Origin of the sequence: Rhizobium sp. 32-5/1 (assembly GCF_029537235.1) — a bacterium.
In the GTDB taxonomy this organism is placed as follows: Bacteria; Pseudomonadota; Alphaproteobacteria; order Rhizobiales; family Rhizobiaceae; genus Pararhizobium.
Map to the genome: position 1 here is coordinate 4,230,712 of NZ_CP120638.1, position 25,037 is coordinate 4,255,748.

Annotated in this window: 18 protein-coding genes and 4 pseudogenes; 15 read left to right on the forward strand and 7 right to left on the reverse strand. The window is 60.6% G+C overall.

Features of this window, described 5'->3' with window-relative positions:
- Window positions 1-18: 18 nt before the first annotated feature.
- Together P6U16_RS21215 and hemF are read right to left on the reverse strand one after the other, a co-directional pair.
- A complete protein-coding gene (locus P6U16_RS21215; protein WP_277702102.1) occupies window positions 19-291 on the reverse strand; it encodes a BON domain-containing protein in 273 nt (90 codons plus the stop codon).
- 62 nt (window positions 292-353) lie between these two features.
- Window positions 354-1,266, reverse strand: a pseudogene (hemF, locus tag P6U16_RS21220) (oxygen-dependent coproporphyrinogen oxidase).
- Between the two features lie 221 nt (window positions 1,267-1,487).
- On the opposite strand from hemF, the gene P6U16_RS21225 reads away from it, so the two are divergent.
- On the forward strand, window positions 1,488-1,748 hold the full coding sequence (locus P6U16_RS21225; RefSeq protein ID WP_277702103.1) for a hypothetical protein: 261 nt from the start codon (window positions 1,488-1,490) through the stop codon (window positions 1,746-1,748).
- Window positions 1,749-1,766: 18 nt separating this feature from the next.
- Here the strand turns inward: P6U16_RS21225 and soxR are convergent, their stop codons facing one another.
- Entirely contained in the window at window positions 1,767-2,231 is a 465-nt protein-coding gene (gene soxR / locus P6U16_RS21230) for a redox-sensitive transcriptional activator SoxR (protein ID WP_277702104.1), read from the reverse strand.
- Between the two features lie 75 nt (window positions 2,232-2,306).
- Between soxR and P6U16_RS21235 the strand changes: the two genes are divergently transcribed.
- Window positions 2,307-2,861: an NAD(P)H-dependent oxidoreductase gene (locus P6U16_RS21235; protein ID WP_277702105.1), complete on the forward strand. Its 555-nt coding sequence runs from the start codon at window positions 2,307-2,309 to the stop codon at window positions 2,859-2,861.
- A gap of 3 nt (window positions 2,862-2,864) precedes the next feature.
- Here P6U16_RS21235 and P6U16_RS21240 read toward each other — a convergent pair whose 3' ends face one another.
- Entirely contained in the window at window positions 2,865-3,323 is a 459-nt protein-coding gene (locus P6U16_RS21240; RefSeq protein WP_277703937.1) for a tRNA (cytidine(34)-2'-O)-methyltransferase, read from the reverse strand.
- A gap of 394 nt (window positions 3,324-3,717) precedes the next feature.
- Here P6U16_RS21240 and P6U16_RS21245 point away from each other — a divergent pair.
- The 6 genes and pseudogenes from P6U16_RS21245 (at window position 3,718) to P6U16_RS21270 (ending at window position 11,203) form a co-directional block, all read left to right on the forward strand.
- Window positions 3,718-5,570, forward strand: a pseudogene (locus tag P6U16_RS21245) (ABC transporter ATP-binding protein).
- 152 nt (window positions 5,571-5,722) lie between these two features.
- Window positions 5,723-7,590: pseudogene (locus P6U16_RS21250) on the forward strand (ABC transporter ATP-binding protein).
- 366 nt (window positions 7,591-7,956) lie between these two features.
- Window positions 7,957-8,535, forward strand: a complete 579-nt coding sequence (gene petA / locus P6U16_RS21255; protein WP_277702106.1) for a ubiquinol-cytochrome c reductase iron-sulfur subunit — start codon at window positions 7,957-7,959, stop codon at window positions 8,533-8,535.
- A gap of 14 nt (window positions 8,536-8,549) precedes the next feature.
- A pseudogene (locus tag P6U16_RS21260) lies at window positions 8,550-9,807 on the forward strand (cytochrome b N-terminal domain-containing protein).
- A 24-nt stretch (window positions 9,808-9,831) separates the two neighbouring features.
- The gene (locus P6U16_RS21265; RefSeq protein WP_277702107.1) at window positions 9,832-10,713 is read left to right on the forward strand and encodes a cytochrome c1; all 882 of its coding nucleotides are present in this window, start codon (window positions 9,832-9,834) and stop codon (window positions 10,711-10,713) included.
- A gap of 133 nt (window positions 10,714-10,846) precedes the next feature.
- Complete coding sequence (locus tag P6U16_RS21270) at window positions 10,847-11,203, forward strand: VOC family protein (RefSeq protein ID WP_277702108.1); 357 nt, start codon at window positions 10,847-10,849, stop codon at window positions 11,201-11,203.
- A gap of 244 nt (window positions 11,204-11,447) precedes the next feature.
- On the opposite strand, the gene P6U16_RS21275 is transcribed toward P6U16_RS21270, so the two are convergent.
- Complete coding sequence (locus tag P6U16_RS21275) at window positions 11,448-17,900, reverse strand: kinesin (protein ID WP_277703938.1); 6,453 nt, start codon at window positions 17,898-17,900, stop codon at window positions 11,448-11,450.
- 671 nt (window positions 17,901-18,571) lie between these two features.
- On the opposite strand from P6U16_RS21275, the gene P6U16_RS21280 reads away from it, so the two are divergent.
- Both P6U16_RS21280 and P6U16_RS21285 read left to right on the forward strand, forming a co-directional pair.
- Window positions 18,572-18,940, forward strand: a complete 369-nt coding sequence (locus P6U16_RS21280; protein ID WP_277702109.1) for an Hpt domain-containing protein — start codon at window positions 18,572-18,574, stop codon at window positions 18,938-18,940.
- Window positions 18,941-19,139: 199 nt separating this feature from the next.
- Complete coding sequence (locus P6U16_RS21285) at window positions 19,140-19,460, forward strand: 2Fe-2S iron-sulfur cluster-binding protein (protein ID WP_277702110.1); 321 nt, start codon at window positions 19,140-19,142, stop codon at window positions 19,458-19,460.
- 570 nt (window positions 19,461-20,030) lie between these two features.
- Here P6U16_RS21285 and P6U16_RS21290 read toward each other — a convergent pair.
- Entirely contained in the window at window positions 20,031-20,654 is a 624-nt protein-coding gene (locus P6U16_RS21290; RefSeq protein WP_277703939.1) for a DUF922 domain-containing protein, read from the reverse strand.
- Between the two features lie 104 nt (window positions 20,655-20,758).
- Here P6U16_RS21290 and folP point away from each other — a divergent pair, with 104 nt between their 5' ends.
- Genes folP through folK form a run of 3 tightly spaced genes read left to right on the forward strand, consistent with a single transcriptional unit; the run spans window position 20,759 to window position 22,506 of the window.
- On the forward strand, window positions 20,759-21,619 hold the full coding sequence (folP, locus tag P6U16_RS21295; protein ID WP_277702111.1) for a dihydropteroate synthase: 861 nt from the start codon (window positions 20,759-20,761) through the stop codon (window positions 21,617-21,619).
- A 4-nt stretch (window positions 21,620-21,623) separates the two neighbouring features.
- Complete coding sequence (folB, locus tag P6U16_RS21300) at window positions 21,624-21,992, forward strand: dihydroneopterin aldolase (RefSeq protein WP_277702112.1); 369 nt, start codon at window positions 21,624-21,626, stop codon at window positions 21,990-21,992.
- A gap of 1 nt (window position 21,993) precedes the next feature.
- Window positions 21,994-22,506 (forward strand): 2-amino-4-hydroxy-6-hydroxymethyldihydropteridine diphosphokinase, encoded by a 513-nt coding sequence (gene folK / locus P6U16_RS21305; RefSeq protein ID WP_277702113.1) that lies wholly within the window; start codon window positions 21,994-21,996, stop codon window positions 22,504-22,506.
- A gap of 60 nt (window positions 22,507-22,566) precedes the next feature.
- On the opposite strand, the gene P6U16_RS21310 is transcribed toward folK, so the two are convergent.
- Window positions 22,567-23,118, reverse strand: coding sequence for a hypothetical protein (locus tag P6U16_RS21310; protein ID WP_277702114.1), 552 nt, complete (start codon window positions 23,116-23,118; stop codon window positions 22,567-22,569).
- Window positions 23,119-23,382: 264 nt separating this feature from the next.
- Here P6U16_RS21310 and P6U16_RS21315 point away from each other — a divergent pair, with 264 nt between their 5' ends.
- Window positions 23,383-24,249 (forward strand): cytochrome b/b6 domain-containing protein, encoded by an 867-nt coding sequence (locus P6U16_RS21315; protein WP_277702115.1) that lies wholly within the window; start codon window positions 23,383-23,385, stop codon window positions 24,247-24,249.
- Window positions 24,246-25,037, forward strand: coding sequence for a molybdopterin-binding protein (locus tag P6U16_RS21320; protein WP_277702116.1), 792 nt, complete (start codon window positions 24,246-24,248; stop codon window positions 25,035-25,037). The genes P6U16_RS21315 and P6U16_RS21320 overlap by 4 nt, the downstream gene beginning before the upstream one ends.

Here is a 25,037-nt window from a genome sequence, read left to right on the forward strand (position 1 = left end):
GCCAAGGGCGCCAAATTCTCAAGCTCTTGAGGATGCGACAATTCTGTTGTCCACGGCATTGACCCCGTCAACAGACCGTGCCGCATCCTCGGCACGCGAGACCTCTTCCAGGCTCATGACAGTTCCGGACAGGACAATGGTGCCATTTTCTGCAACGACGGAAACGTCCGACGCATCCAACCCCTCAACCGTTGCCAGGCAATCGGCGACCCGTGTTTCGAGGTCTGCCGGGGATTGCGGCAGGACCGTTTCCGGGGCCTCGCCATAAAATGTGCGTTCCTTGAAAACCATGAGAGAAGCTCCCTGTTGTTGACTGACAGGGAAACGCACCGGCACGCGTTTTGTTCGCAGGCTCAGGGCCAGCGCACCACGGGCGGCATGGACGAGAGGATCGATTCTGACATTGCCGCCGGTTTTCAGGCCGAACAGCGTGCCACGGTCATAGAGTAGGTTGAACTCGACATAGCGGCCGCGGCGAACCAACTGTTCGTCGCGATCCTCTTCCGTCCACGGCTTGTTGAAATTGGCACGGACGATTTTCGGATAGACGAGATTGAAGGCCTTGCCGACATCCTGCGTGAAGGTGAAATCCGCGTCCCATCCGCCTTTTTCGTCCGCAGAGTGCAGCCAGTCGTAAAATATGCCGCCCGTGCCGCGCGCCTCGTTGCGGTGTTTCAGGAAGAAATACTCGTCGCACCATGCCTTGAAACGGGCATGATCGGCGACGGCATGGCGGTTGCAGGTAATTTCCATGCCGCGATGAAACAGAAGCGTGTCCGGATCGGTCATCACCCGACGGCGGTCGAGCACCGGCGTCAGGTCCGCACCGCCGCCGAACCAGTGGCTGGTGGTCACGACCATGCGGGTGTTCATGTGCACGGCCGGGACATTCGGATTGACCGGATGGGCGATCAGCGAGATGCCGGAGGCCCAGAAGGTCGGGTCTTCGGAAGCTCCCGGAATCTGGGCGCGGAAATCCGGGGAGAATTCGCCGTGGACCGTGGAGGTGTGCACGCCAACCTTTTCAAAGACGCGGCCTTCCATCATCGACATGCGGCCACCGCCGCCGGCTCCGTTTTCGCGGCTCCAGTCCTTGGCCACGAAGCGGCCCGGCTCACGATCAGAGAGCGGTCCTGACAACTCGTTCTCTATCGTCTCGAAGCTCGCGCAGATGGTATCGCGCAGGCTTTCGAACCAGGCGCGGGCACGGGCCTTCTTGTCCTCGATATCGTCAGGCAGCCCCTGCGGCAGATCCGGTCGTTCCATCGTCTTTTCCTGATTGGCAGGGCATTTACGCCTGCGGTCTGCCGATCTCGCATATGTTGCGCACACTTCACTTTTTTGCCATCTTTGGCAACGCCAGGACATGACCCTTGAAAATTTGACGCAGTCGGCGGCGGTTCCAGAGTCAGCGAAAACGGACTCGCAAAGTCGCGCCAATCGCCCTATCTTCGGAGACAGTTGTCCGGCTGGCAAAGGTGAAGTCGATGGCAAGAATACCGGCGGCTCCGCCGCTTGATGGCCTGAAACGTCAGATCGACCGGCACCGCCGGGAAAAGCCTCATGGCAGCGACAGCCTGTTCGTGCGCGAGACTTTTCGGCTGGAACGTACAGAGGCGCGGGAAAAGGCACGGCAATGGTTCGATGCCTGGCCAAAGGCCGCCTATTGGACCGAAGTCGAAAGCTGGCGCCAGCTGGACGGAGACCAGATCGAATTCACTATGCGCCGGCTGCCGACTGCGGATTGAAACCGGCCGTGTCTTGGCTCATGTCGGCTCAATCAGTTGCGGTCCTGATCCTCGCGCATTGAGCGTGTCCTCGGGGTTGCGCAGCGGGCAGTCCTCCATCGACAGGCAGCCGCAGCCGATGCAGGAGGTCAGCTGGTCGCGAAGGGCGGTGAGCTTGTCGATGCGCTCATTCAGGCTTTCGCGCCACCGTTTGGACAGGGCCGCCCAGTCGTGGACGGTGAGGGGGCGGTCATGGGGCAGGGCCGACAGGGCTGCCTGGATATCGGCAAGCGGAATGCCGGTGCGCTGCGCGACCTTGATCACCGCCACTCGCCGCAGCACGCCGCGCGGATAACGCCGCTGGTTGCCGCGGTTGCGCAGGCTGTGAATCAAGCCCTTGGTTTCATAGAAATGCAACGTCGAGACAGCGACGCCGCTGCGGGCGGCGACTTCGCCGACGCTCAGCTCGCGGCGAAATTTCCAATGTCCTTCTTTTTCCGTCATCGCGTATTGACCTCAACTATAGTTGAGGTTTTATAGCATTGGCTCTCTGAACGTCAAACACGGAGCTTTTCAAATATGTCCGATTCCATGACCATTGGCCTGATCTACGGCAGCATCCGGCAAGGTCGGTTCTGCGACACTGTTGTCAACTGGGTTCTGTCCGAACTCTGGGCCGAGAGCGGCGTTCGGGTGGTGCTTGTCGATCCGCGCGTTTTAAGAGAGCAGCCGGAGACGGCGGATGCGATCAAGCAGACGATCGAAGAGGCCGATGCCTTCATCGTCGTCACGCCGGAATATAATCACGCCTATCCGGGTGCCCTGAAGGAGCTGATCGACAGCTGCTACGAGCCCTGGCATGCGAAGCCGGTCGGCTTTGTTTCCTATGGCGGCATTTCCGGCGGGCTACGCGCGGTCGAGCAATTGCGTCTGGTCTTTGCAGAACTGCATGCAGTGACGATGCGTGACAGCGTCGCCTTTGCCAATGCCTGGGCGCTGTTCGATGCGCAGGGCAATCCTTTCAAGCTGGAACCGGCGCGAGCAAGCCTGTTCCTTATGCTCCGACGGTTGAAATGGTGGGCCGCTACGTTGAAGAAGGCCCGTGATGTGCGGCCCTATGAGCAGGCGGCATGACGATCAGGGTGCGATCTGGCGTATGGCCTCGCCGGCGATCATCGCAACCGACATGGCGACGTTCAGCGAACGCTGGCCCTCGACCATGGGCACGAGGATACGGTTGGGCGTTGCCGCATGGACATGATCGGGCACGCCGGCGCTTTCGCGTCCGAACAGAAGGATGTCGCCAGGCTGAAATGCAAAGCGCGTATAGGGCAGGGCGGCCTTGGTGGAGGCCAGTACCAGACGCCGGCCTTCCGCCTGCCGGAAGGTCTCGAAACGCTCCCAGTTGACGTGGCGGGTCAGCGCGACGGAGGCGATATAGTCCATGCCGGCGCGTTTCAGGTTGCGATCGGAAATGTCGAAACCGGCGGGCTCGATGATATCGACGGACAGACCGAGGCAGGCCGCGAGCCGCAGGATCGTGCCGGTATTGCCCGGAATGTCGGGCTGGAAAAGGGCGATGTGGAGATCGTGTATGGACATATCACCAGGACTGATGGGGTTGATGACAGGCGATAATCAATCTGTGCCCGATTGGCAACAGCCCTGCGAGGAGCGACGACAATCTCGGAAATTCTGCCTGCGACAATCTGGCATCCGTCGAAGAAACGTTTTACGGATTGTCTATCTGCAACGCGAACGGATGGAGGCACGCATGGATTTCCCAATGACCACCGGCCTTCGACGCCTGTCACCCGTGACTCTGGGCTGACCGCCACCGCGTTTTTTCCCGTATAGCATGTCAGGACGCACGTCGTCGTTTTGGAGAGCCGCGATTTTCGCGTGAGTTATCTCCTCGTTCTTCGTCTTGAGTTCTGATTGCATCCGAAGCGGATCAGCCGCTTCCCACGCCTATTTTATGGAGCTTGCCATGTTCGGCTGGTTTGAATCCCGCCTCAATCCCTATCCCTCCGAGGAACCCAAGGTTCCGCCGCAGGGTCTTTTCGCCTTTTGCTGGCATTATACCAGGCCGGCCGCACCCTGGCTTTTGACCATGTCGATCTGCACCATGCTGATCGCTATTGGCGAAGTCGCGCTGTTCCAGTTTCTCGGCAATGTCGTCGACTGGCTGTCTTCCGCCCGGCAGGAGACGTTCCTTGAGTCGGAGGGCACCAAGCTTTTCTGGATGGGGGCCTTGATCCTGATCGGCCTGCCGAGCGTCGTGGCGCTCGATTCGATCATCATGCACCAGGTCCTGCTCGGCAATTACCCGATGATCGCCCGCTGGCAGATGCACCGTTATCTCCTGCGCCAGGGAATGACGTTCTTTGCCAATGAGTTTGCCGGTCGTGTCGCCACCAAGGTGATGCAGACCTCGCTTGCCGTGCGCGAAACGGTGATGAAGATTCTCGACGTCTTCGTCTACGTCGTCAGCTATTTCATCTCGATGCTGGTGGTCGTTGCCGCCGCCGACTGGCGGCTGCTGGCGCCGCTCATCCTTTGGATCGTGGTCTATATCGGCATTGTCAGCTATTTCGTGCCGCGCCTGCGCAAGATCTCCAAGGAGCAGGCCGATACGCGCTCGATGATGACGGGGCGGATCGTCGACAGCTATACGAATATTGCCACGGTGAAGCTGTTTTCGCATGCCGGAAGGGAAGAGGTCTATGCTAGGGAAAGCATGGATCAATTCCTGCAGACCGTGCACAAGCAGATGCGCAAGGTCACGCTGTTCCATGTTCTTGTCTACACTAACAACTGCATCGCACTGTTCTCGATCGCCAGCCTCGGCATCTATCTGTGGTTGAACGGCGGCATTTCCGTCGGCTCGATCGCGATCGCGGTATCGCTGGCCATGCGGATCAACGGCATGTCGCAATGGGTGATGTGGGAAGTCTCAGCCCTGTTCGAAAACATCGGCACGGTCTATGACGGCATGGGCATGATGACCAAGGCGCACGACATCGTCGACAATGACGACGCCAAGGCGCTGAAGGCTGAGCACGGCGCAATCGCCTTTGAAAACATCCGCTTCCACTACGGCAAGAACAAGGGCGTGATCGACAACCTGTCGCTTGCGATCCAGCCGGGCGAGAAGATCGGTCTCGTCGGGCGCTCCGGCGCCGGCAAGACGACGCTGATGAACGTGCTTTTGCGCTTTACGACCTGGAATCGGGCCGGATCCTGATCGACGGGCAGGACATTGCCGGGGTGACGCAGGCCAGCCTGCGGTCGCAGATCGGCGTGGTGACGCAGGACACCTCCCTGCTGCACCGCTCGATCCGCGACAATATCGCCTATGGTCATCCGGGGGCAAGCGATGATGAAATTATGGCGGCGGCCAAGCGCGCCAACGCCTGGGAGTTCATCGAACTGCTGGAGGACAACCAGGGGCGCAAGGGGCTGGATGCGCAGGTCGGCGAGCGGGGCGTCAAGCTGTCCGGCGGCCAGCGCCAGCGGATCGCGATTGCCCGCGTCTTCCTTAAGGACGCGCCGATCCTGATCCTTGATGAGGCGACGTCGGCGCTCGATTCGGAGGTGGAAGCAGCGATCCAGGAAAACCTGTTTGCGCTGATGGACGGCAAGACGGTGATCGCCATCGCCCACCGCCTGTCGACCCTGACGGAGATGGACCGCTTGGTTATCCTCGAGGGTGGCCGGGTGGTTGAAACCGGGACCCATGCCGCGCTGGTCGAAACGGGTGGGCTCTACGCCGACCTTTGGTCACGGCAATCCGGCGGCTTCATCGCCGACGATACGGAAAAGGAAGAAGCGGCGGAATAAAGCCGAGCAGACAATCCTCTCCCTGCGTTTCAGGGGAGGGTCGACGGGGCCATGGGCAACCGGTTTGCCTCATTGCCTATTTGTAATCCGGCACCGGCCTCTGCGCGGTCATTTCCTGTTGCCGCAACGCAAAAACCGCCTATATCGGTTTGATGCTCCTCAACGCTCTCTTTTCCTATTTCGAGAACTGGATCCGGCCTTTTGAGCCACGGGCGGACCTGCGTCCGCCGGAGCGGCTGGTGCCGTTCGTGTGGTTCTACATCCGGCAGGCGAAAGCGCCATTTGTCGCCATGCTTGTGCTTGGCGGCATCACGGCTGCCATCGAGGCGGCATTGTTCTGGTTCGTCGGGCGCATCGTCGATATTCTGGGAACCGTCAATCCGGCCGAGGGCTGGAGCGGCATTTTGGAGGCCCATGGCGCCGAGCTTTTTGGCATGCTGGTCCTGATCGGTGTCGTGCGCTTTGTCGTCTCGCTGATCATGTCGCTGGTCGATCAGCAGATCATCACGCCCGGTTTCTACAATCTCGTCCGCTGGCAATCCTACCTGCATGTGGCGCGGCAATCGGTGTCCTTTTTCCAGAACGACTTTTCAGGCCGGATCGTTACCAAGGTCTGGTCCGGCGGGCAGGCGACGGGCGACCTTGTGACATCGCTGATGGAAAGCGTCTGGTTCGTCGGCATCTATGCTGTCTCGACGCTGGTGCTGGTCGGACAGCTCGACCTTTGGCTGGCCGTTGTTGTTCTGGCCTGGCTCATCGCGTTTTCCTTTCTGGCGCGCTTTTTCGTACCGCGCATCCGCCACCATTCCCGCGCGACGGCGGAAGCCTCCTCGATGCTGAATGGCCGCATGGTTGATGCCTATAGCAACATGCAGACGCTCAAGCTGTTCGGTCGCGACGACCAGAACGACCGCTACATGCGGCAGGGTTTCGACATCTTCCAGAAGACCATCCTGAGCTTCACGCGCTTCATCACCGGGGTCAGGGCCTCGATGGCGCTTTTGTCTGGGATCATGATCGTCACCATGGCGGCGATCAGCGTCGATCTGTGGCTGCGCGGGATGATCAGCGCTGGCGCCGTCGCCTTTACGCTGGCACTGGTTCTGCGGCTGAACTTCCTGCTGAGCCGCATGATGGTGCAGTTCAACGGGATCATGCGCAATATCGGCCCCATCCAGAACGCTGCCGAAATGATCTCGCAGCCGATCGGGCTGACCGATCGCCCTGGCGCGCTGGATCTTGAAATCCGCTCCCCGAAATCCGCTTCAAGCATGTCCGCTTCCACTACGGCAAGACGGCGGGACTGATGGACGACCTGTCGCTCACCATCCGCCCCGGCGAAAAGGTCGGCATCGTCGGCCGTTCGGGCGCCGGCAAGTCGACGCTCGTCAACCTGCTGCTGCGCTTCTACGATCTCGAAGGCGGGCGTATCCTTATCGACGGTCAGGACATTGCCGGCGTGCGGCAGGAATCACTGCGATCGCAGATCGGCATGGTCAGCCAGGATACGTCGCTGCTGCACCGTTCGATCCGAGACAACATTTTATTCGGGCGGCCGGACGCGGACGAGGCCAAGCTGATCGAGGCGGCACGCCGCGCCGAGGCATTTGATTTCATCGACAGGCTGGAAGACCAGCGCGGCCGCAAGGGGTTCGACGCCCATGTCGGCGAGCGTGGTGTCAAGCTCTCGGGCGGCCAGCGCCAGCGCATCGCCATTGCGCGCGTGATGCTGAAGGATGCGCCGATCCTGGTGCTGGACGAGGCGACCTCGGCGCTCGATTCGGAGGTTGAAGCCGCCATCCAGTCGAATCTCGACCGGCTGATGCACGGCAAGACCGTATTGGCCATCGCCCACCGCCTCTCCACGATCGCAGCGCTTGACCGTCTCCTCGTCATGGATCGCGGACGGATTATCGAGGACGGGACGCATGCCGAATTGCTGACACGGGGAGGGCTCTATTCCGAGCTCTGGTCGCGCCAGTCGGGCGGATTTCTCGGCCAGGAAGAGGCGGCGGAATAGGAGGCATAAGTCCCTGTCACGATTGGCTTTGCAGCGCTTTGAGGCTTTCCCTGCGCGGCCTTTCGACACGGCTCCCAGCAGGGGCCGGGTTTTCCGCGACATTGTGCCCACCCACGGCCTTGAAGGCTGGACATAATTCCCGATCAAGCATAGAACGCGCCGAATTGCTGGGGAATCTGTGGCCGGACTGTGTCCTGCAAACACCGGATTTTGATCGTCGGCTCCGGAAGTTGAAAAACTTCTAAGGATTCGGCATCGGCTTATTGATTTGGCGCGGTTCTTTCGCTCAAGTGTGACACGGAGCGAAAACGTGCCGGGGACAGATGCGGTTTCCGCGAAACATTGCGTGAAGAGGATGGTTTAGCCGTGAGCGAACACGAAACATCAAGCGAAACCCAGGGCGAGCCGACACGCCGCGATTTCCTTTATCTGACGACGGGAATGGCAGGGGCCGTTGGGGTTGCCGCTGTCGCGTGGCCCTTCATCGACCAGATGCGGCCCGATGCATCGACGCTGGCGCTCGCATCGATCGAGGTTGATGTTGCGAGCCTCCAGCCGGGTATGTCGCTGACCGTCAAGTGGCGCGGCAAGCCGGTTTTCATCCGCAATCGGACGGACAAGGAAGTGCAAGAGGCAAATGCCGTCGCGCTTTCCGATCTCAAGGATCCGGTTGCCCGCAACAGCAACCTTCCGGCCGACGCGACGGCGAGCGATGTCGATCGCTCCGCCGGCAAGGATAAAGAAAACTGGATCGTGATGATCGGCTCCTGCACCCATCTGGGCTGCGTTCCACTCGGCCAGGCTGGCGATTTCGGCGGGTGGTTCTGTCCCTGCCACGGCTCGCACTACGATACGGCGGGCCGTATTCGCAAAGGTCCGGCGCCAACGAACCTTCCAGTGCCGACATTTGCATTCACGTCCGACACAGTTATCAAGATCGGTTGAGGGGAATACTGACTATGAGTGGGGATCATTCAACCTACACACCGACGACCGGTATCGAGAAATGGATCGATTCACGCCTGCCGCTGCCGCGGATGGTGCATGACAGCTTCATTTCCTACCCCGTTCCACGCAACCTGAACTATGCCTATACCTTTGGCGCCATGCTCTCGGTGATGCTGATCATCCAGATCCTGACCGGCGTGGTTCTGGCCATGCACTATGCGGCCGATATTTCGGTTGCCTTCGTTTCCGTCGAGAAGATCACGCGCGACGTCAATCACGGTTGGCTGCTGCGCTACATGCATGCCAACGGCGCATCGTTCTTCTTCATTGCTGTCTATCTGCACATCGCCCGCGGCCTCTACTACGGCTCGTACAAGGCGCCGCGCGAAATCCTCTGGATCCTCGGCGTTGTCATCTATCTCCTGATGATGGCGACCGGCTTCATGGGCTACGTTCTGCCCTGGGGGCAGATGTCGTTCTGGGGAGCAACGGTTATCACCGGCTTCTTCTCCGCTTTCCCGCTGGTCGGCGAGTGGCTGCAGCAGTTCCTGCTGGGTGGTTTTGCCGTCGATCAACCGACGCTCAACCGCTTCTTCTCGCTGCATTACCTGTTGCCCTTCATGATCGCCGGCGTCGTCGTGCTGCACGTCTGGGCCCTGCACGTGACCGGCCAGACCAATCCGACCGGCGTCGAAGTGAAGACGAAGACCGATACGGTTCCCTTCACACCCTATGCGACCCTCAAGGACGCGCTCGGTGTGTCGGTTTTCCTCATCGCTTATGCCTGGTTCGTCTTCTACATGCCGAACTATCTCGGCCATCCCGACAACTACATCATGGCCAACGCGCTGAAGACGCCGGCCCACATCGTTCCGGAATGGTACTACCTGCCGTTCTACGCGATGCTCCGTGCCATCACCTTCAACATCGGCCCGATCGATTCTGAAGCTCGGTGGTGTTCTGGTGATGTTCGGTTCGATCATCATCCTGTTCTTCCTGCCCTGGCTCGACACGTCGAAGGTTCGCTCGGCCGTCTACCGCCCCTGGTACAAGCTTTTCTACTGGATCTTCGTGGTCAACGCGATTCTGCTCGGATGGCTTGGCTCGCGCGCTGCGACCGATCTCTACACCCTGCTGGCCCAGATTGGCACGCTCTACTACTTCGCCTTCTTCCTCGTCATCATGCCGGTTCTCGGCCTGATCGAGACCCCGAAGCGCATTCCGAATTCGATCACGGAAGCGGTTCTGGCAAAGAAGAACAAGAACTGAGCGCGGCTGAGAGGAACTGAACCGATGAAAAAGCTTGTTACAAGCATCCTGTCGCTCGCACTTGCAGCCGGTCTCCTGGGCGGCGCTGCCTATGCAGCTGGCGAGGGGCACGATCTGAAGGAAGCGACGGAGCACGCCGCTGCGACCGCGCACTATCCGATCCTGAAGCCGGAAGAAATGGACTGGAGTTTCTCCGGCCCCTTCGGTCACTATGACAAGGGGCAGCTTCAGCGCGGTCTCAAGGTCTATACGGAAGTCTGTTCCGCCTGCCATTCGATGAAACTGGTATCCTTCCGCACGCTGGAAGATCTCGGCTATTCGGAAGCCCAGGTGAAGACCTTCGCTGCCAATTACGAGGTCCAGGACGGACCAAATGCGGACGGCGAGATGTACACCCGCAAGGCTGTTGCATCCGACCACTTCCCGTCGCCGTATCCGAACGACGAGGCTGCCGCCGCCGCCAACAATGGTGCAGCACCGCCGGACTTCTCGCTGATCGCCAAGGCGCGCGGCGTCGAACGCGGCTTCCCGCTGTTCATCTTCGATATCTTCACCCAGTATCAGGAAGGCGGGCCGGACTATATCCACTCGCTCCTGACAGGCTATCAGGAGCCGCCGGAAGGCGTCACAGTTCCGGAAGGCACGCACTTCAATCCGCATTTCAATGCAGCCATGTCTCTCGCCATGGCCAAGCCGATCTCCGACGACCAGGTCACCTATGATGATGGTTCGCCGCAGACGGTCGAGCAGTATTCGCAGGACATTTCGGCCTTCCTGATGTGGGCAGCAGAGCCGCACCTGGAAGAGCGCAAGCGGACGGGCTTCATGGTTCTGATCTTCCTTTTGATCTTCACCGGCCTGATCTACCTGACGAAGAAGTCGGTCTACGCCAACAAGGAACATTGAGTTCCAAGGTGCTTCGGTTTAAAAAAGGCGATCTTCGGATCGCCTTTTTTGTTGTGCGGGCATCGTTCACGTGAACTGTTCCGACAGACAAGGCTGCTTGTTGTGTTCATGCTTCAGACCGGGAGTGCGTTGTTTGCTGACCAGGATCGTGCTCTACACCCGCGACGTCGACGCGACCGCGCGCTTCTATGAACAGCATTTCAGCTTTATCCAAATGGATGATCCCGGCGACCGGATTACCGAGCTGCGACACCCGGAGGGTGGTGCGATCCTGATGCTACATAAGGCTGGCAAGGCGCAGAGGATGGGGCAGGTGCTCGTCAAGCTGGTCTTTGATGTCGAGGATGTGGCGGCATACATTGCGGCGCGTGCAAGCGATGGGTTGGCGTTCGGTCCGATCCATCATGCCGATGGCTACACCTATGCCAACGCCAAGGATCCTGATGGCAACAGCATATCGGTCTCCAGTCGCGCGTTCCGCAGGTCGTGAGCGCTTCGGCTATTTCGATCCTGGGGGATTTGCCCACAGGCGGCTTGCGTTTAGTGCTGATCTTCCCGGCGTCGTCGTAGCAAAACCGCAAATGCTGTTGGCCGGCGGATAGAGCTTCACCGGACCGTGCCTGTTGGATCCCATGGCGGAGCCGCCGTTTGAGCTTCTGAAATGATACCGCCTGAATCGAAAACGGCCCCGCTGCGAAGCGAGGCCGTGTGTTCTGTTCATTCCAGCGGCGGGTTTAGCTGAACCGTCCGGCGGCGTGGGCCAGCATGGTATAAACCTTGCCGGTATCCGAGGTCAGGTAGGTCTGGGTCATCATCTTGTCGCGGTCGTTGCGGGCAACGTCGGCGAGCAGTTTTTCGAAGTCGGCGATGTAGCGGTCGACTGCGGTGCGGAACTCCGGTTCGCGATCATACTTGCGCTTGATCTCGTCGAAGGTCTGCTGGCCCTTCAGCGTATAGAGGCGGCGTGTGAACACGTCGCGCTCGCCGCGCTGGTAGCGGCGCCACAGATCGACAGAAGCATCATGATCGATGGCGCGGGCGATATCGACCGAGAGCGAATTCAGCGACTCCATCACATGGCGCGGGTTGCGGCTGTCGCCGGTACGGGCGGCAGGCTGGGTCTCGGTCGCCCGCTGAATTGGGGTCTGCTGGACCGGCTGAGCTTCTTCGCGCGAAGCGCCGCGCAACAGGTCACGCATCCAGCCGCTGCCTTCCTCCACGCGTCCGCGCGTATCCTCGAGCGGCTGTTCCGGCTGACGCGCCGGCTGCTGGGCAATCGGCTGAGGCTGGAGGCCGAGGCTGCCACGAAGCGCCGGTTCCGGCGCCGGGCGGCGCTGCTCGGGTGTCGGCTGCTGCTGGATGACGCGGGCAGGGGCCGGGGTGACGATCGCCTGTGCGACCGGCTGCGACACTTGCTGAGCAACGGGCTGTTGCTGCTGGACCACCTGCTGTCGGACGACCGGCTGGGCGACTTCCATCTGCCCGGAGGACTTGCCGATGATCTCGGACAGTTCCTGCAGCGCCTTGATCTGCTCGGCGACGGCGCGGCGCATGACGGAGGCGTTTTCCTTGGCTTCTTCCGGAAGATCGAAGGCACCGCGCTTCAGTTCCTCGCGGGTCATGTCGAGTTCCTTGCGGATCTCGTTGGCCGAGCGGCGGATATCTTCGGTCGCGCCGCTGAACTTGCCGATGGCATCCTCGACGGCCTGGCGCAAGGCTTCGCGCATCTGCTGGGCCGCACCATCGGATTTCTTCCCGGTTTCGGCCAGCATGCGTTCGATATCGGAAAGCGAGGCGCCGACGCTGCCCCGCAGACGCGAGGCGACTTCCTTGGAGCGTTCCTCGGCACGGATGAAGGCATTTTCGACCGACATTCCGGCTTCCTCGCCGGCCTTGGTGACGGCCGCGCGCATCGTCTCGGAGGCGCTGGCCGCGCGCTGCTCGGCGTCATCAAGCGTCTTGCTGACCTGGTTGAAGGAAGCCTGGACGCCGGCGCGCAGATTGCCGGCGATCTGGCTGGATTTTTCCTCTGCCCGAACAAACACGGCTTCAACCGACATGCTGGCTTCGTCGCCGGCCTGAACCAGCGCGGTGCGCATGGCGTCGGCTGCGGCCGCTGCCCGCTTTTCGGCGTCGGTCAGCAAGCGGCCGACATCGGCAAAGGAAGACTGAATACCGCTGCGCAGATTGCCCGCAACCTGGGTCGAGCGTTCCTCGGCCCGCTCAAAGGCGCCATCGACGAAGCCTTCCAGCGCATGCATGGTTTTTTCGATCTCTTCCGAGCGGCGAACAAGACCCACGGACAGGGTGCGCAAGGCCTCCTGACGCTCCTCGAGCGTGCTGACGAGATTGGACTGGGCTGCACCGAGCAGATCCGAGGCCTGGCTGAGCACGCGTGAGTGGTCCTCGAAACGACCGACGATGCCGCCGATCTGGGACAGGGTCGAGCCGGAGATTTCCGAGAGTTTGTCAACCTTGCCTTCGAGAAGGCGGGTTGACGTCGAGAGCATGTCGGAGGCGCGGGTGGCCGATTCGGAGAAGCGCGCCGTGGTCGATTCCAGCTGCTCGTCCATGGCGCCAAGATTGGCGCCCGCCTGTTCGATGACCGAGGCGATCGCCGAATTGCTGGCGGCCAGCTGGTCGATCAATCCCGTTGCCGTCGATTGCAGGCGGTTCTCGACCATCTTCATGGCCTTGGCGGTTTCCTCGGCGCGGCCGGCGATGGCATTCAGCGTTTCGCCGGTGCGGGCGGTCAGGCTGTTGATCAGCGAGGCACTTTCGGCGCGCAGGCGATCGGCGCTTTCCTGAGTCACGGCGGTGATGCGCTCGGCGGTCTCCTTGCCGGTCGCGGCATACTGCTCGACCAGCGGACGGGCTTCCTCGTCGATCAGACGGGAGAGCTCCGCAGAACGGCCCGACAGCATCGAATTCAATTCGCGTGTCTTGTCGTCCAGCGTCGAGCGAATGGCGTTGCCGCGGGCTTCAAGCGCCTTTTCGACATCGGACAGATTCTGGTGCAGCGCCGACGCCTGCTCGGCGACACGACCCTGCGTTTCGGAGATGCGGGCGCTGGCGGTATCGGAGGCTTCGCCGACGGAGCGCGCGAGTTCGGCACTGCGCATGGCGACCTGGGCCGCCGTCTGTTCGATCGACGTCGCAAATTCGGACTGGCGGGCGGCCATGGCGCGGGAGAACTCGTCACCGGCCCGGGCAAGCAGATCGGCCGAACGGACCGCTTCCGCGTCGATGCCCTGGGCAGCGTCGCCAACGGCGCCGCGCAGACTTGTGACGAGGCCGGCGGCCTTGCCTTCGATCGTGCGGCTGACATTGTCGAGACCGATGGTGAGCGCCCGGTCCATGGTGCCGAGACGCTCTTCGATCCGGTTCGTGCCGCCTTCGATGCTGGCGGAAATCCGATTGGCGGCAGCTTCGCTGGCGCGGTCCAGCTCGGATGTATGGCTCGACAGCGTTTCGGAAATCCGTGTCGCAGCCACATCGCTGACGCGGCTCAGTTCGTCGGCGCGGCCGGCAAGCGTGTCGGATATGCGAGCTGCGGCAATGCTGCTCACCTGGTCGAGTTCGGACACCCGTGCCGAAAGCGTATCGCCGATTTTCTGACCGGCGCTATCGACGAAGTCGTGGACTGTATCGACGCTGTCACGGATACGGCCTTCAAGAATGCCGAGGCTGCTTTCTATCCGGTTGCTGGTATATTCGAGGCTTGTGTTGATGCCGGACGCGGCGACATCCATGCGGTTTGTTAGCGTGTCGGCGGCGCGGCTGATCTGGTCGGCCGTCTCGCTCAAGCGGCTGGCGACCAGGCCCGTGCTGTCGCGCATGCGCTGGTCGAGTATGTCGGCGCTGCGGTCGATGGCCGAGCCGAGTTCGCTCTGGCGCTCCTCCAGCGTCATTTCCAGCATGCTGGCGCTGGTTGCCAGCGTCGTGGCGATCGAGATCGTCTGCTCACCGAGCACGTCTGCAAGCTGGTTGCTGCCTTCGCTGACGGCGATGTTGATGGCATTGATCCGGTCGTCGAGCGTCGCGCGGATGCGGTCGTGGGTCGTGGCCAGCGATCCGGTCAGTTCCTCGGCGCGACCCGACAGGGTCTGCTCGATTTCGGACGCCTTGCTGGCCATGGTGGCAGCGAGTTCCGACGCATGGCCGGAGAGGGCACCGGCAATATCCGCCGAGGTGCGGGTCATCGTCCCGGCGATCTCGCTGACGCGGCCGCTCAGATTGTCGGCAATGTCCGAGACGCGGCCGGACAGTTGCTTCTCGATGTCGCTGACACGATCCGACATGGTTTCGGCAATCGCGGTGGCGCGGAAGGAAAGGTTGTCGGCAATTTCCTCGGTCCGGCTCGTCAGCGTGTCCGCCATATCTGCAGCACTCGCGGACATGGTGCCGGCGATGTCGGCATTGCGCTGCGCCAGCATGCCGTCAAGCGTTGCCGTGCGTGTGGAAAGGTCTTCCGTCAACGCCTGCGCTCGGTCGGTCAGGACGCTGCCGACCCGCTCGACGGTCCCGCTGATGGCCGTTTCGATTGCAGTCGTGCTTGAGGAAAGAACGCCGGAAAGGGCGGCCGTCCGCTCCGAAAGAATGCCTTCGATCCGCTCGGTGGTTCCACCAAGGGAAATATCGACAGCGGCTGCACCCATGGCCAGCGCCTCTGTCAGGCCTTCTCTTCCGGAGGCAAGCGTTGCGGACAGGCCGGCCGCGCGCTCGGACAGGATGGAATTGAGCTGCTCGGTTGAGCCGCCCAAGGCGCTTTCGATTGCCGACGTGTTGGACACCAGGACCTCGGTGAGGGCTGCTGTGCGCTGCGAAAGAATGCCGTCGATCCGCTCGGTAGTGCCTCCCAGGGCGCTCTGGATTGCGGACGTGTTGGACGCCAGGATGCCAGTGAGGGCAGCCGTCCGCTCGGAAAGAATACCGTCGATCTGCTCGGCGGTTCCACCGAGCGAGATTTCAACCGCCGCGGTTCCCATGGCCATGGTTTCCGCAATGCCTTCGGTTCCGGAGGCCAGTGTCGCAGACAGGCTTGCGGTCCGCTCCGACAGGATGGAGCCAAGCTGGTCGACCGTGCCGCCAAGCGCGGTCTCGATGGCCGCCGTGCTGGATGTCAGAATGCCGGTCAGGGCTGCGGTGCGCTCGGAGAGCGTATTGTCGAGCCGGAACTGGCTGGCCGCGATGGCGCTGGTGATTTCGTCCGCGCGGCTTGCAAGCGTCTCCTCGATGCGGCTGTGGGCGGATTGGAGACCATCAACGAGGTTGCCGGTGCGCGCATCGAGCGACGCGGCAAGGCGCATTTCGCTGCCTGCTAGATTGGTTTCAAGGGCGTCGGCACGCTGTCCGAAACCGGATTCGATCCGGTCCTGTGCCTGGGTCAGAGCGCTCATCAGCGCACCGGAGCGTTCCGACAGCACACTGTCGATGCGGGTGTGGGCGTTGCCGATCGCTTCGCCGAGTTCGGCCGTCTTGCCGCTGATCGTTTCCTCGATGAAATCCTGTGTCGTGCCAAGGGTCGTTGCCAGCGTCAGCGACTGGTCCGAAAGGGCGTTTTCGAATTTTTCGATGCTGCTGTCGAGCATGCCGCCGATCGCTTCGGATCCGCCCGAAACGGTCTGGTTGATGCGCGCAAGGCTTTCCATCAGCTTGGAATCGAGCATGCCGGCGCGTTTGTCGAAGGCATTGGCGAATTCATGGAAGCGCGAATCGAAGGCCGTTGCCAGCGTGCCGACCGTCGCCTGGAGTTTTTCCTCGAAGAAGCCGGAGCGCAGGTCCAGATCCATGATGGTATCGTCGGCCGTCGATTTCAGGCTCTGGCGGAAGCTTGCACCGCGCTCGTCGAGCGTTGCGTTCAGCGAGTTCAGAATGTCATCCAGTCCGCCGGTAATGGCCTGCTGACCGACGTTCAGGCTCTCGTTCAGATCGCGGGTGCGGGCAATCAGCGTCTCGTTCAACTGGCGTGCCCGCTCGTTGAGAGCGGCATTCAGCTTTTCGGTGTTGGCGTCGAGCGAGGACGCGCGGGTCTCGAACTGGCCCAAGAGCTGCTGGCCGCGCTTTGCAAGCGTCTGGCTGAGGTTTTCCAGCCGGTTGTCGAATTCGTTGCTCAGCGAAACACCGGCCGTCGTCAGGCCGGAAAGCAGGGCATCCGTGCGCGTCGAGAGCATGGTGCTGATCGTCTGCGTCGCATTGTTGGATTTCTCCATCAGCGCGGCGGCGCGCGTCTCGATCATCGAGGCGAAGGCTTCGCCTGATGTGCCGATGCGTGTCGTGATATCTTCGCCGGCGACAGCCAGTTCGTCCTTCAGCTGCGCATGGGCGCCCGAGATCGAGGAGCGGATTCGCTCGGCATGACCGACGATCGCCTCGCGCTCGAGCCCAAGCTCCTGCACCAGCGTGCGGACGCGCAATTCGTTGTCGCTGTAGCTACGTTCCAGCGCATTCACTTCAGAGTGTACGAGGGTTTCGAGTTCCGTCGCGCGGGCGATTGTCCGCTCGATGCCTTCGTTCATGGCGGAAACTTCGCGGCGAACGGCTTGACCGACGGTCATGATGCGCTCGGAGGCGGCGGTTTCCGGCTCGGCAAGCCGCAGGGCGACTTCCGCCATCGAGCGGGCGGCGCTGCGCAGTTCGTGGGCGCGGGAAATCATGATGGCGAAGGCGAAGAACAGCATCACCGGCAGGATGATGAAGATGGCAACGCCGACGGCACCTGGCATGGCTGCCAGATCGGCCATCGAGCGGATTTGCCAGATTTCCGGGCCATAGAGGAGATTGGCGACGCCGAGGCCACCGACGACCCAAAGCAGAGAGCCGACCGCGGCGATGCGCATCGTCGTGCGGCTGGAGCGGATTTCGAGAGACCGGAGAATTGCTGCGGGTGTCTTGCGACCGTCGTCGTTGGCGGGGGCAAAAGAAGGGGCTCGCGGCGCCTGTTCCGGCGTCAAGTTTCTGGCCGTATCCTGGGGCCTTGCGGACTTTACCGCTGGCTCGCCGGTCGGCTTTGCACTTCTCTGCTGGTCAGCCGCCGAAGCCTTGTTGCTGGGTTCTGACACTTTTTCCTCCGGCTCATCCAAGGAAGTCTTGTCGTTCAGGGCCGACTTAAGCTCGTCAAAGTCGATCTTCAGCGCATTTTCCAATGCCTGGAAAGCCTTGTCGTCGATCGATTCTGTTGCTTTTATTTGTCGCCATTACGGATACGCCTCGTTACCAAACTGCCCGCTTACGACCATTCTCCTCAAGGACCACCTGTCCATTGTGGAACATCTCCGCATAAGGGCGGTGACGGCAAGATACACGCATCACATTCACGCAATACCCTGACAGATCACCCAATTCATTCACACCGGTGGATAGTGGCATCGGGGCCATGATGATAGCCACGCATGCTCTTATCCACCGGGACCGTGGCGGCAAGCCGGCACAAACTGTCCCTAACCGTACCGTAGTGACACATTCACCTGTTTCTGACAATTAACGCCCTTCTCCAATAGTTAAAATGCTAACAATTTCTTAATCCCCAAAGGGCTTTAGAATCTGAAAAGCCAAGGAATTCAGGTAGTTTAACTGTCGTTAACCATGCTGCGCGATTCTTGCCTTCATTGCGCCGGGATTTAATCTGATAGCAGCGCCGCTTCGGCTTAATGAGGGGCAGGACAGACGGGAAACGACAGGCCGGTTTCTGCTTTGGGGCAGTGCCTGCACAGTCTACAGTCGCTGGAGTGCTTCGACAGGTCGTCGATTTGAATAATCGGCACGGCCCGCTCGTTGAGGATTTGGATGCGTGTTGACGATGCGGGCGGCTGGCCGGACCCCATCGTTGTTTAAAAAAGAAAACAAGGAAATTGGTACAATGGCGGCACTCAAGATCGCTTTCGAAGCTCCCGATAATTTCGGCGGTGCATGTCCCTCCAAATCGCGCCCCATCGATCTGGTTCATCTTGCTACACAGACCATGGGTGACAAGCTGCTCGAGATCGAAGTCCTTCAGATGTTCGCGCGACAGACGCGCCAGCTGATGAAGGAATTGTCGTCGGACAACATCGATCACCGGCTAGCAACAGCCCATCGCCTGAAAGGTGCAGCCCTTGCCGTTGGCGCCTTCACCGTTGCCCAGATCGCGCAAAGCGTCGAGGATCAGCCGAACGATGCGGCCCATCTCGCAGCGCTTGGGGCGTCTGTTCTCGAAGCGGAACTGTTCATCCTCAAGCTCTGCCGCTGACGGTCAATCCGCTACGCCGCCAATGTGGCTTCAGCGCCGTTTGCGACAGGCCTTTCGCCGCAGTCCTGGCGAGTTGACTGCCAGGCTGAATTGTTGGAAGAAATCAGGTGAATTTGCCGTGTAGCGCGCCGCCTTCTCAAAAGGGCGGCGCAACTGTTGATACGGCACGCCGAAACAACGCCAGCATCCGGAACAGACCATGACAAAATTGACCATTGTCGCCTTTGACGGCACGCGCCACGATCTCGATGTCCAGAACGGATCGACCGTCATGGAAAATGCGGTGCGCAATTCCGTCCCCGGCATCGAAGCCGAATGCGGCGGCGCCTGTGCCTGTGCCACCTGTCATGTCTATGTCGACGATGCCTGGTCGGCCGCCGTCGGCGCGCCGGAGGCCATGGAAGAGGACATGCTCGATTTTGCCTATGAGGTGAAACCGACCTCGCGCCTGTCCTGCCAGATCAAGATGTCCGACGCCTTCGACGGGCTGGTCGTACATGTGCCCGAACGCCAGGCCTGATTATTCGTTCTCTCCCTGCTGAAAGACAAAAAAGCCCCGCTTGCCGAATAGGCAAGCGGGGCTAGGAGGGCGCATCGCTTACAGATGAGGGAGGGAACATCTGCAGCAATAGGATACGCCAGGAGAACGACGGTGCACGGCTGTCCGGCGATCAAACGAAATGATCAAGCCAGGCAAAACTACATACGAAACCGTTACTCTGGAAACACTCAGCTCATCATGAGCTTACTCGGGCACGCCCTGAATTTCTGTGAAGAGGCCTGTCTGCCTGTCTTTCACTCTATGATTTAAATATAGCGGAACTTTACGCTTTGTTCTATCGCTAGAAATCACCAATGAAATACTATTGACGCATAAGGTTCACGCAAGGTGAGCGGGGCGTGCCGGTGGAAACCTTTGCTGGGGTTGTTCGGGAGCATGGCGTTTGCCATGACGATCTTGTAGCGCACAGGCCGCATCAAAGGCTTATATGCCGGTCGCCATCTGTTTGATCGGATTCGAATTTTCGGAAAAATTCAGACTGCGAAACATCGGTCCGCAGGCAGCAAATCCTGATGACCGGCGGTGCTGCTATTTCTTGCGGATGGCATCAAGTCGGTATTGCAGGAGGCGAATCATGCGGCGATCGAAATTGACGGCCTCCGTTCTGTCGAAGCGGGCCTGATCGCGATCATGGTCTGATATCGCCGTTTCGCTGACGCGGGCGACGCTGGCCTGCATGCGTTCGCAGTCGGCTTCGGGCCGCAAGGTGAGAAAACTGCTCTCCAGTTTGCGCGCATGTGTGCGGGCGATTTCGGCGTGGCGTTCCTCGTGGCGCTTGATGTCACTCGACAGCGTGTCCCAGACGAGGGCCAGATCCCGGCCGGCACGCTTGCGGTTGGTCCAGCGCGGCAGGATGATTTTCGTGTTGAGGGTGACCTTGGCGCTGCCTACCGCGCATTTTCCGCCGCGGCTGACATAGGTCACCGTGCCGCCGAATTTGATTTTCGTGGCGCCCGGATGCCGCGCACCTGTGGATTTCATCAGCGGGCCTTGCGCTGACAGGCCCTTGTCCAGATCTTCGGCGGTGCGTCCGCCGATGGGAAAGTATGAAAAGCTCTTGCTGAAGACTGTTTCGGCGGTGGCATTGCCGGCTTGACCAAGCGCGAGCGCGAAAAACAGCAGCGCTGTGGAGGAAATACGGCCTGAAGGCATCGGCATGGCAGTCTCTGTAGTTGAAGTTCCCCAAAGCTTGGGGCATAGCCAGCGCCAGCGCAACACAAATTCGCAGGCAGCCGCTCACAACAGCGGCGAAAGTCATGATGCACGATCCTTTCCAATCCTTCGACTGGCATCTGGGCCACGGGCGCCGGCTGGCGCTTGGACCGGCCGGCGTGCTGATGGCGATCATCAACGTTACGCCGGATTCCTTTTCCGACGGTGGACTGGACAGGGATTCAGCCGGCGCGATCGAGCGCGCGCTGCGGGCTGTGGAGGCGGGTGCCGGCATTCTCGACATCGGCGGCGAATCGACGCGACCCGGCGCCGATCCGGTTTCCGCGGCGCAGGAGCAGGACCGAATTCTGCCGGTGATCGCCGCATTGTCTGCGCGCACGGATGCAATTATCTCGGTTGACACATACCGGGCCGAGACCGCCCGGCTTGCGGTTGCCGCCGGCGCCCACATCATCAACGACGTGCACGGCCTGCAGCGCGAACCGGATCTGGCAAAGGTGGCGGCAGACACGGGGGCAGGGCTGTGCATCATGCACACGGGCCGCGACCGCGAGAAACTGGCCGACGTGATTGCCGACCAGTTCCACTTTCTAAAACGATCTCTGGAGATCGCAACGGCGGCCGGCGTCGCCACGGACCAGATCGTGCTCGATCCCGGCTTCGGATTTGCCAAGGATACGGAAGAGAACCTTGCCCTGATGGCGCGGTTTGGCGAGCTTCACGGGTTGAAGGCGCCGCTTCTTGCCGGCACCTCGCGCAAACGGTTCATCGGTGCGGTGACGGGACGCGAGGCTGCGGAGCGCGATGTCGCGACGGCTGCGACGACCGTGCTGCTTCGAATGGCGGGCGCCGCTGTTTTCCGGGTACATGATGTCGCAATCAACAGGGATGCGTTGCTGATGGCAGATGCTATGCTAGTGGCGAGGAACAAAGGGCAGGATTGAGATCATGACGGCGACCTACACGATCACGCTCAAGAACTGCGCCTTCTTCGCACGCCACGGCGTTCACGACGAGGAAGAGTTTCTCGGCCAGCGATTCTTCGTCGACGCAATCCTCGACGTCGAGCAAGGGACGGCCCTCGTGGATGATTCCATTGAGGATACGGTGCATTACGGCATCGCCTTTACCGAGATCGAAAAGATCATCACCGGTCGCCGCCGCTATCTGATCGAGGCTTTGGCTCTCGAGGTGGCGCAGACGCTGTGCAAGCGCTTCCCGCAGATCCGCCGGGCCGAGGTTTCTATCCGCAAGCCGAATGCGCCGGTTCCCGGTGTTCTCGACTATGTCGAGGTTACCGTCGAGTATTTCGCCTGAGATGATTTTTACGACGGCAACACTTGGCCTGGGCGGCAATATCGGCGATCCGGCAGCGTCCATGGCGCGGGCGCTGGCGACCCTGGATGCCCGAACCGACTGTTCGGTCACCGCCGTTTCGCGGCTTTACCGGACGCCGCCTTGGGGCAAGACCGACCAGGCCTGGTTCTTCAATGCCTGCGCGCAGGTCGAGACTTCGCTTTTGCCGGATGACCTGCTCGACACCTGTCTTTCCATCGAGCGCGAGATGAAGCGCGAGCGTCTGGAGCGCTGGGGGCCGAGAACCATCGATATCGATGTCCTGACCTATGGTGGCAGGGTGCTGAAAACCGAAAAGCTGGAGATCCCGCATCCGCGCATGACCGTTCGCGGCTTCGTGCTGATGCCGCTTGCCGATTTTGCACCGCAGATGACGGTTGGCGGCAAGACGGTGGCAGAATGGCTGGAAGACGCTGATATCTCCGGTATCGAGGCCGCATCTCTCGATACCAACTGGTGGAAAAACAGCGGCTGAAACGGAAAAGGAGCCCGCCGGTCAGCGTGCTCCTTCTTTGAAACAAAGCAGGTGGAAGATCTATTCGATCGAACCGACGGCCATGGTATCGACCTGGCGCGAGAGGCTGACGCCGATCACCGGAACCATGGTGTCCTCGACCTTGACCGAGATGGTGATGTTCATCGTCGATGAATCCTGCAGGCGGGCGATCATCGCGCCGTTCAGCTTCTTGCGGTTGATGCCGACGACGACCTTGTCCTTCGATACATTGCCGGAGATGATATCGAGGCCCTTGCCGTTGGCGCCATCCAGGAACTTGCCCTTGTAGCTGTTGCCGGCCTGAGTGATGACAGCCGACATAGGCTGCTTGAAGACGCCGACGCGGCAGAAGCCGTCGAGCTTGATACCCGCGGTCTTGCCGCCGGCGACATCACCGGTCAGGTCGCAGGTGAATTTCGTGCCTTTGTATTTGCCGGCAACGATTTCGCCCGGGCCTTTCCACTGGCCCGAAACCTGCTCGAAGAACGCCTTGTCGCGGCTGCCGGAAAGGGCCGGGGTTGCCGTTGCGAAGAGGGCGGAAAATGTGGCTGCGGCGAAGCTGCAGGCGATCAAAGAAGGGCGCGAAAACATAAACGATCCTTGAAGGGTCAACGTCCGGAATGTGAGGCTACATTTGCGCTTAAATGGTTAATGGACTGTTTCTTCGGGCTTTGGCGCGATAAGAATTGGCCTCACGATATGTTTCAATCCCGGCTATCGGATCACCCGCCAAGTGTCCGTCTCGTGACTGCTTTCCGGCGCCTTCACTCTTCTGTGTGCGTCGGTGAGGCGACGTGCTTTTGAAACCCTCTCAAGGTTTGGTACGTAGATTTTGTGTAACAGGAGGCCGGAGAAATGACGGTAGTGGATGAGATCGGAGAGGCTCCCTTAGAGCCGCCGGAATCGGGACGAGTGATTCGCCGGCATGGGCTTGCCACACGCCTGACGCACTGGACCTGGGCGATCGCGCTGTTCTTTCTGTTGCTGAGCGGCCTGCAGATTTTCAACGCGCACCCCTCGCTCTACATCGGGCAGCAGTCGGGCTTCGAATTCGACAATGCGATCCTCAAGATCGGTGCTATCAGGGGCGATGACGGAGTGCCGAAGGGCGTCACCACCATCCTTGGCAGGAGCTTCACGACGACCGGTGTGCTCGGCATGAGCGGTGCGACTGAAAATCCTTCGTTTCGCGGATTCCCTACCTGGGCGACGCTGCCGTCCTACCAGGATCTGTCGACCGGCCGGGTCATCCACTTCTTCTTCGCCTGGTTTTTCGTGGCGGCCTTTCTCGTCTGGCTGGCTTCCAGCTTGATCAACGGTCATCTCCGTCGCGACATCCTGCCGTCGCTAGCGGATGTAAAGGCCTTGCCGAAAAGCATCGCCGATCATCTGCGCTTCCGTTTCCACCATGACGGCAAATATAACGGCTTGCAGAAATTCGCCTATGCCGGCGTGCTGCTGGTCATCTTTCCGGGGATCATTCTCACGGGGTTGACCATGTCGCCGGGCATGAATGCCGCCTGGCCCTGGCTGCTTGATGTTTTCGGTGGGCGGCAGACGGCGCGGACTTTGCATTTCGTCTGCATGACGCTGCTGGTCGGGTTCTTTGTCATCCACATCGTCATGGTGCTGGCCGCCGGACCGCTGAACGAGATGCGCTCGATCATCACGGGCCGATATCGCATCAATCCGCAGACGTCGGAAAAGGAGGAACACCGATGAGCCGTTTTCTCGTCAATCGCCGCCGGTTCCTCACTGTTGCCGGTGTCGCCGCCGCCGCTGTGCCTCTTTCCGGATGCGATGGCCTCGACGGTTATCTATCGGGGCAGAGTCCGGTTCGCGGTTTCATGGCATCGGCCAATACGCTCACATACCGCGTCCAGCGCGTGCTGATCGGTGCTGACCAGCTTGCGCCCGAATTTGCGGCAAGCGAGGTGCGGCAAGGGCAACGTCCGAACGGGTCGACCGACCCGACCGATGCGGACTATCTAACGCTGCAGGGCCGGGCGTTTTCGGACTATCGTCTGCAGGTGACGGGCCTTGTCGAAAAGCCTGTCAGTTTCAGCCTCAACGAATTGCGCAACATGCCGGCCCGCACCCAGATCACCCGGCATGACTGCGTCGAAGGCTGGAGCTGCATTGCCAAATGGTCCGGTGTGCCGCTTGCTCGCGTGCTGGACGAGGCCAAGGTCAAGCCTGAAGCGCGTTTCGTCGTCTTCCACTGTTTCGACAGCATGAATCTCGGTCTGTCGGGTGCGGTTCCCTATTACGAATCGATCGACCTGATCGATGCCCGGCATCCGCAGACCATTGTCGCCTATGGCTGCAACGACCAGCCGCTGCCGGTCGCCAATGGCGCTCCGCTGCGCGTCCGCATCGAGCGGCAACTCGGCTACAAGATGGCGAAATACATCAAGTCGATCGAGGTCGTCTCGACGCTTGAGCCGTTCGGTCGCGGCAAGGGCGGCTTCTGGGAAGACCTCGGCTATGAATGGTACGCTGGAATTTAG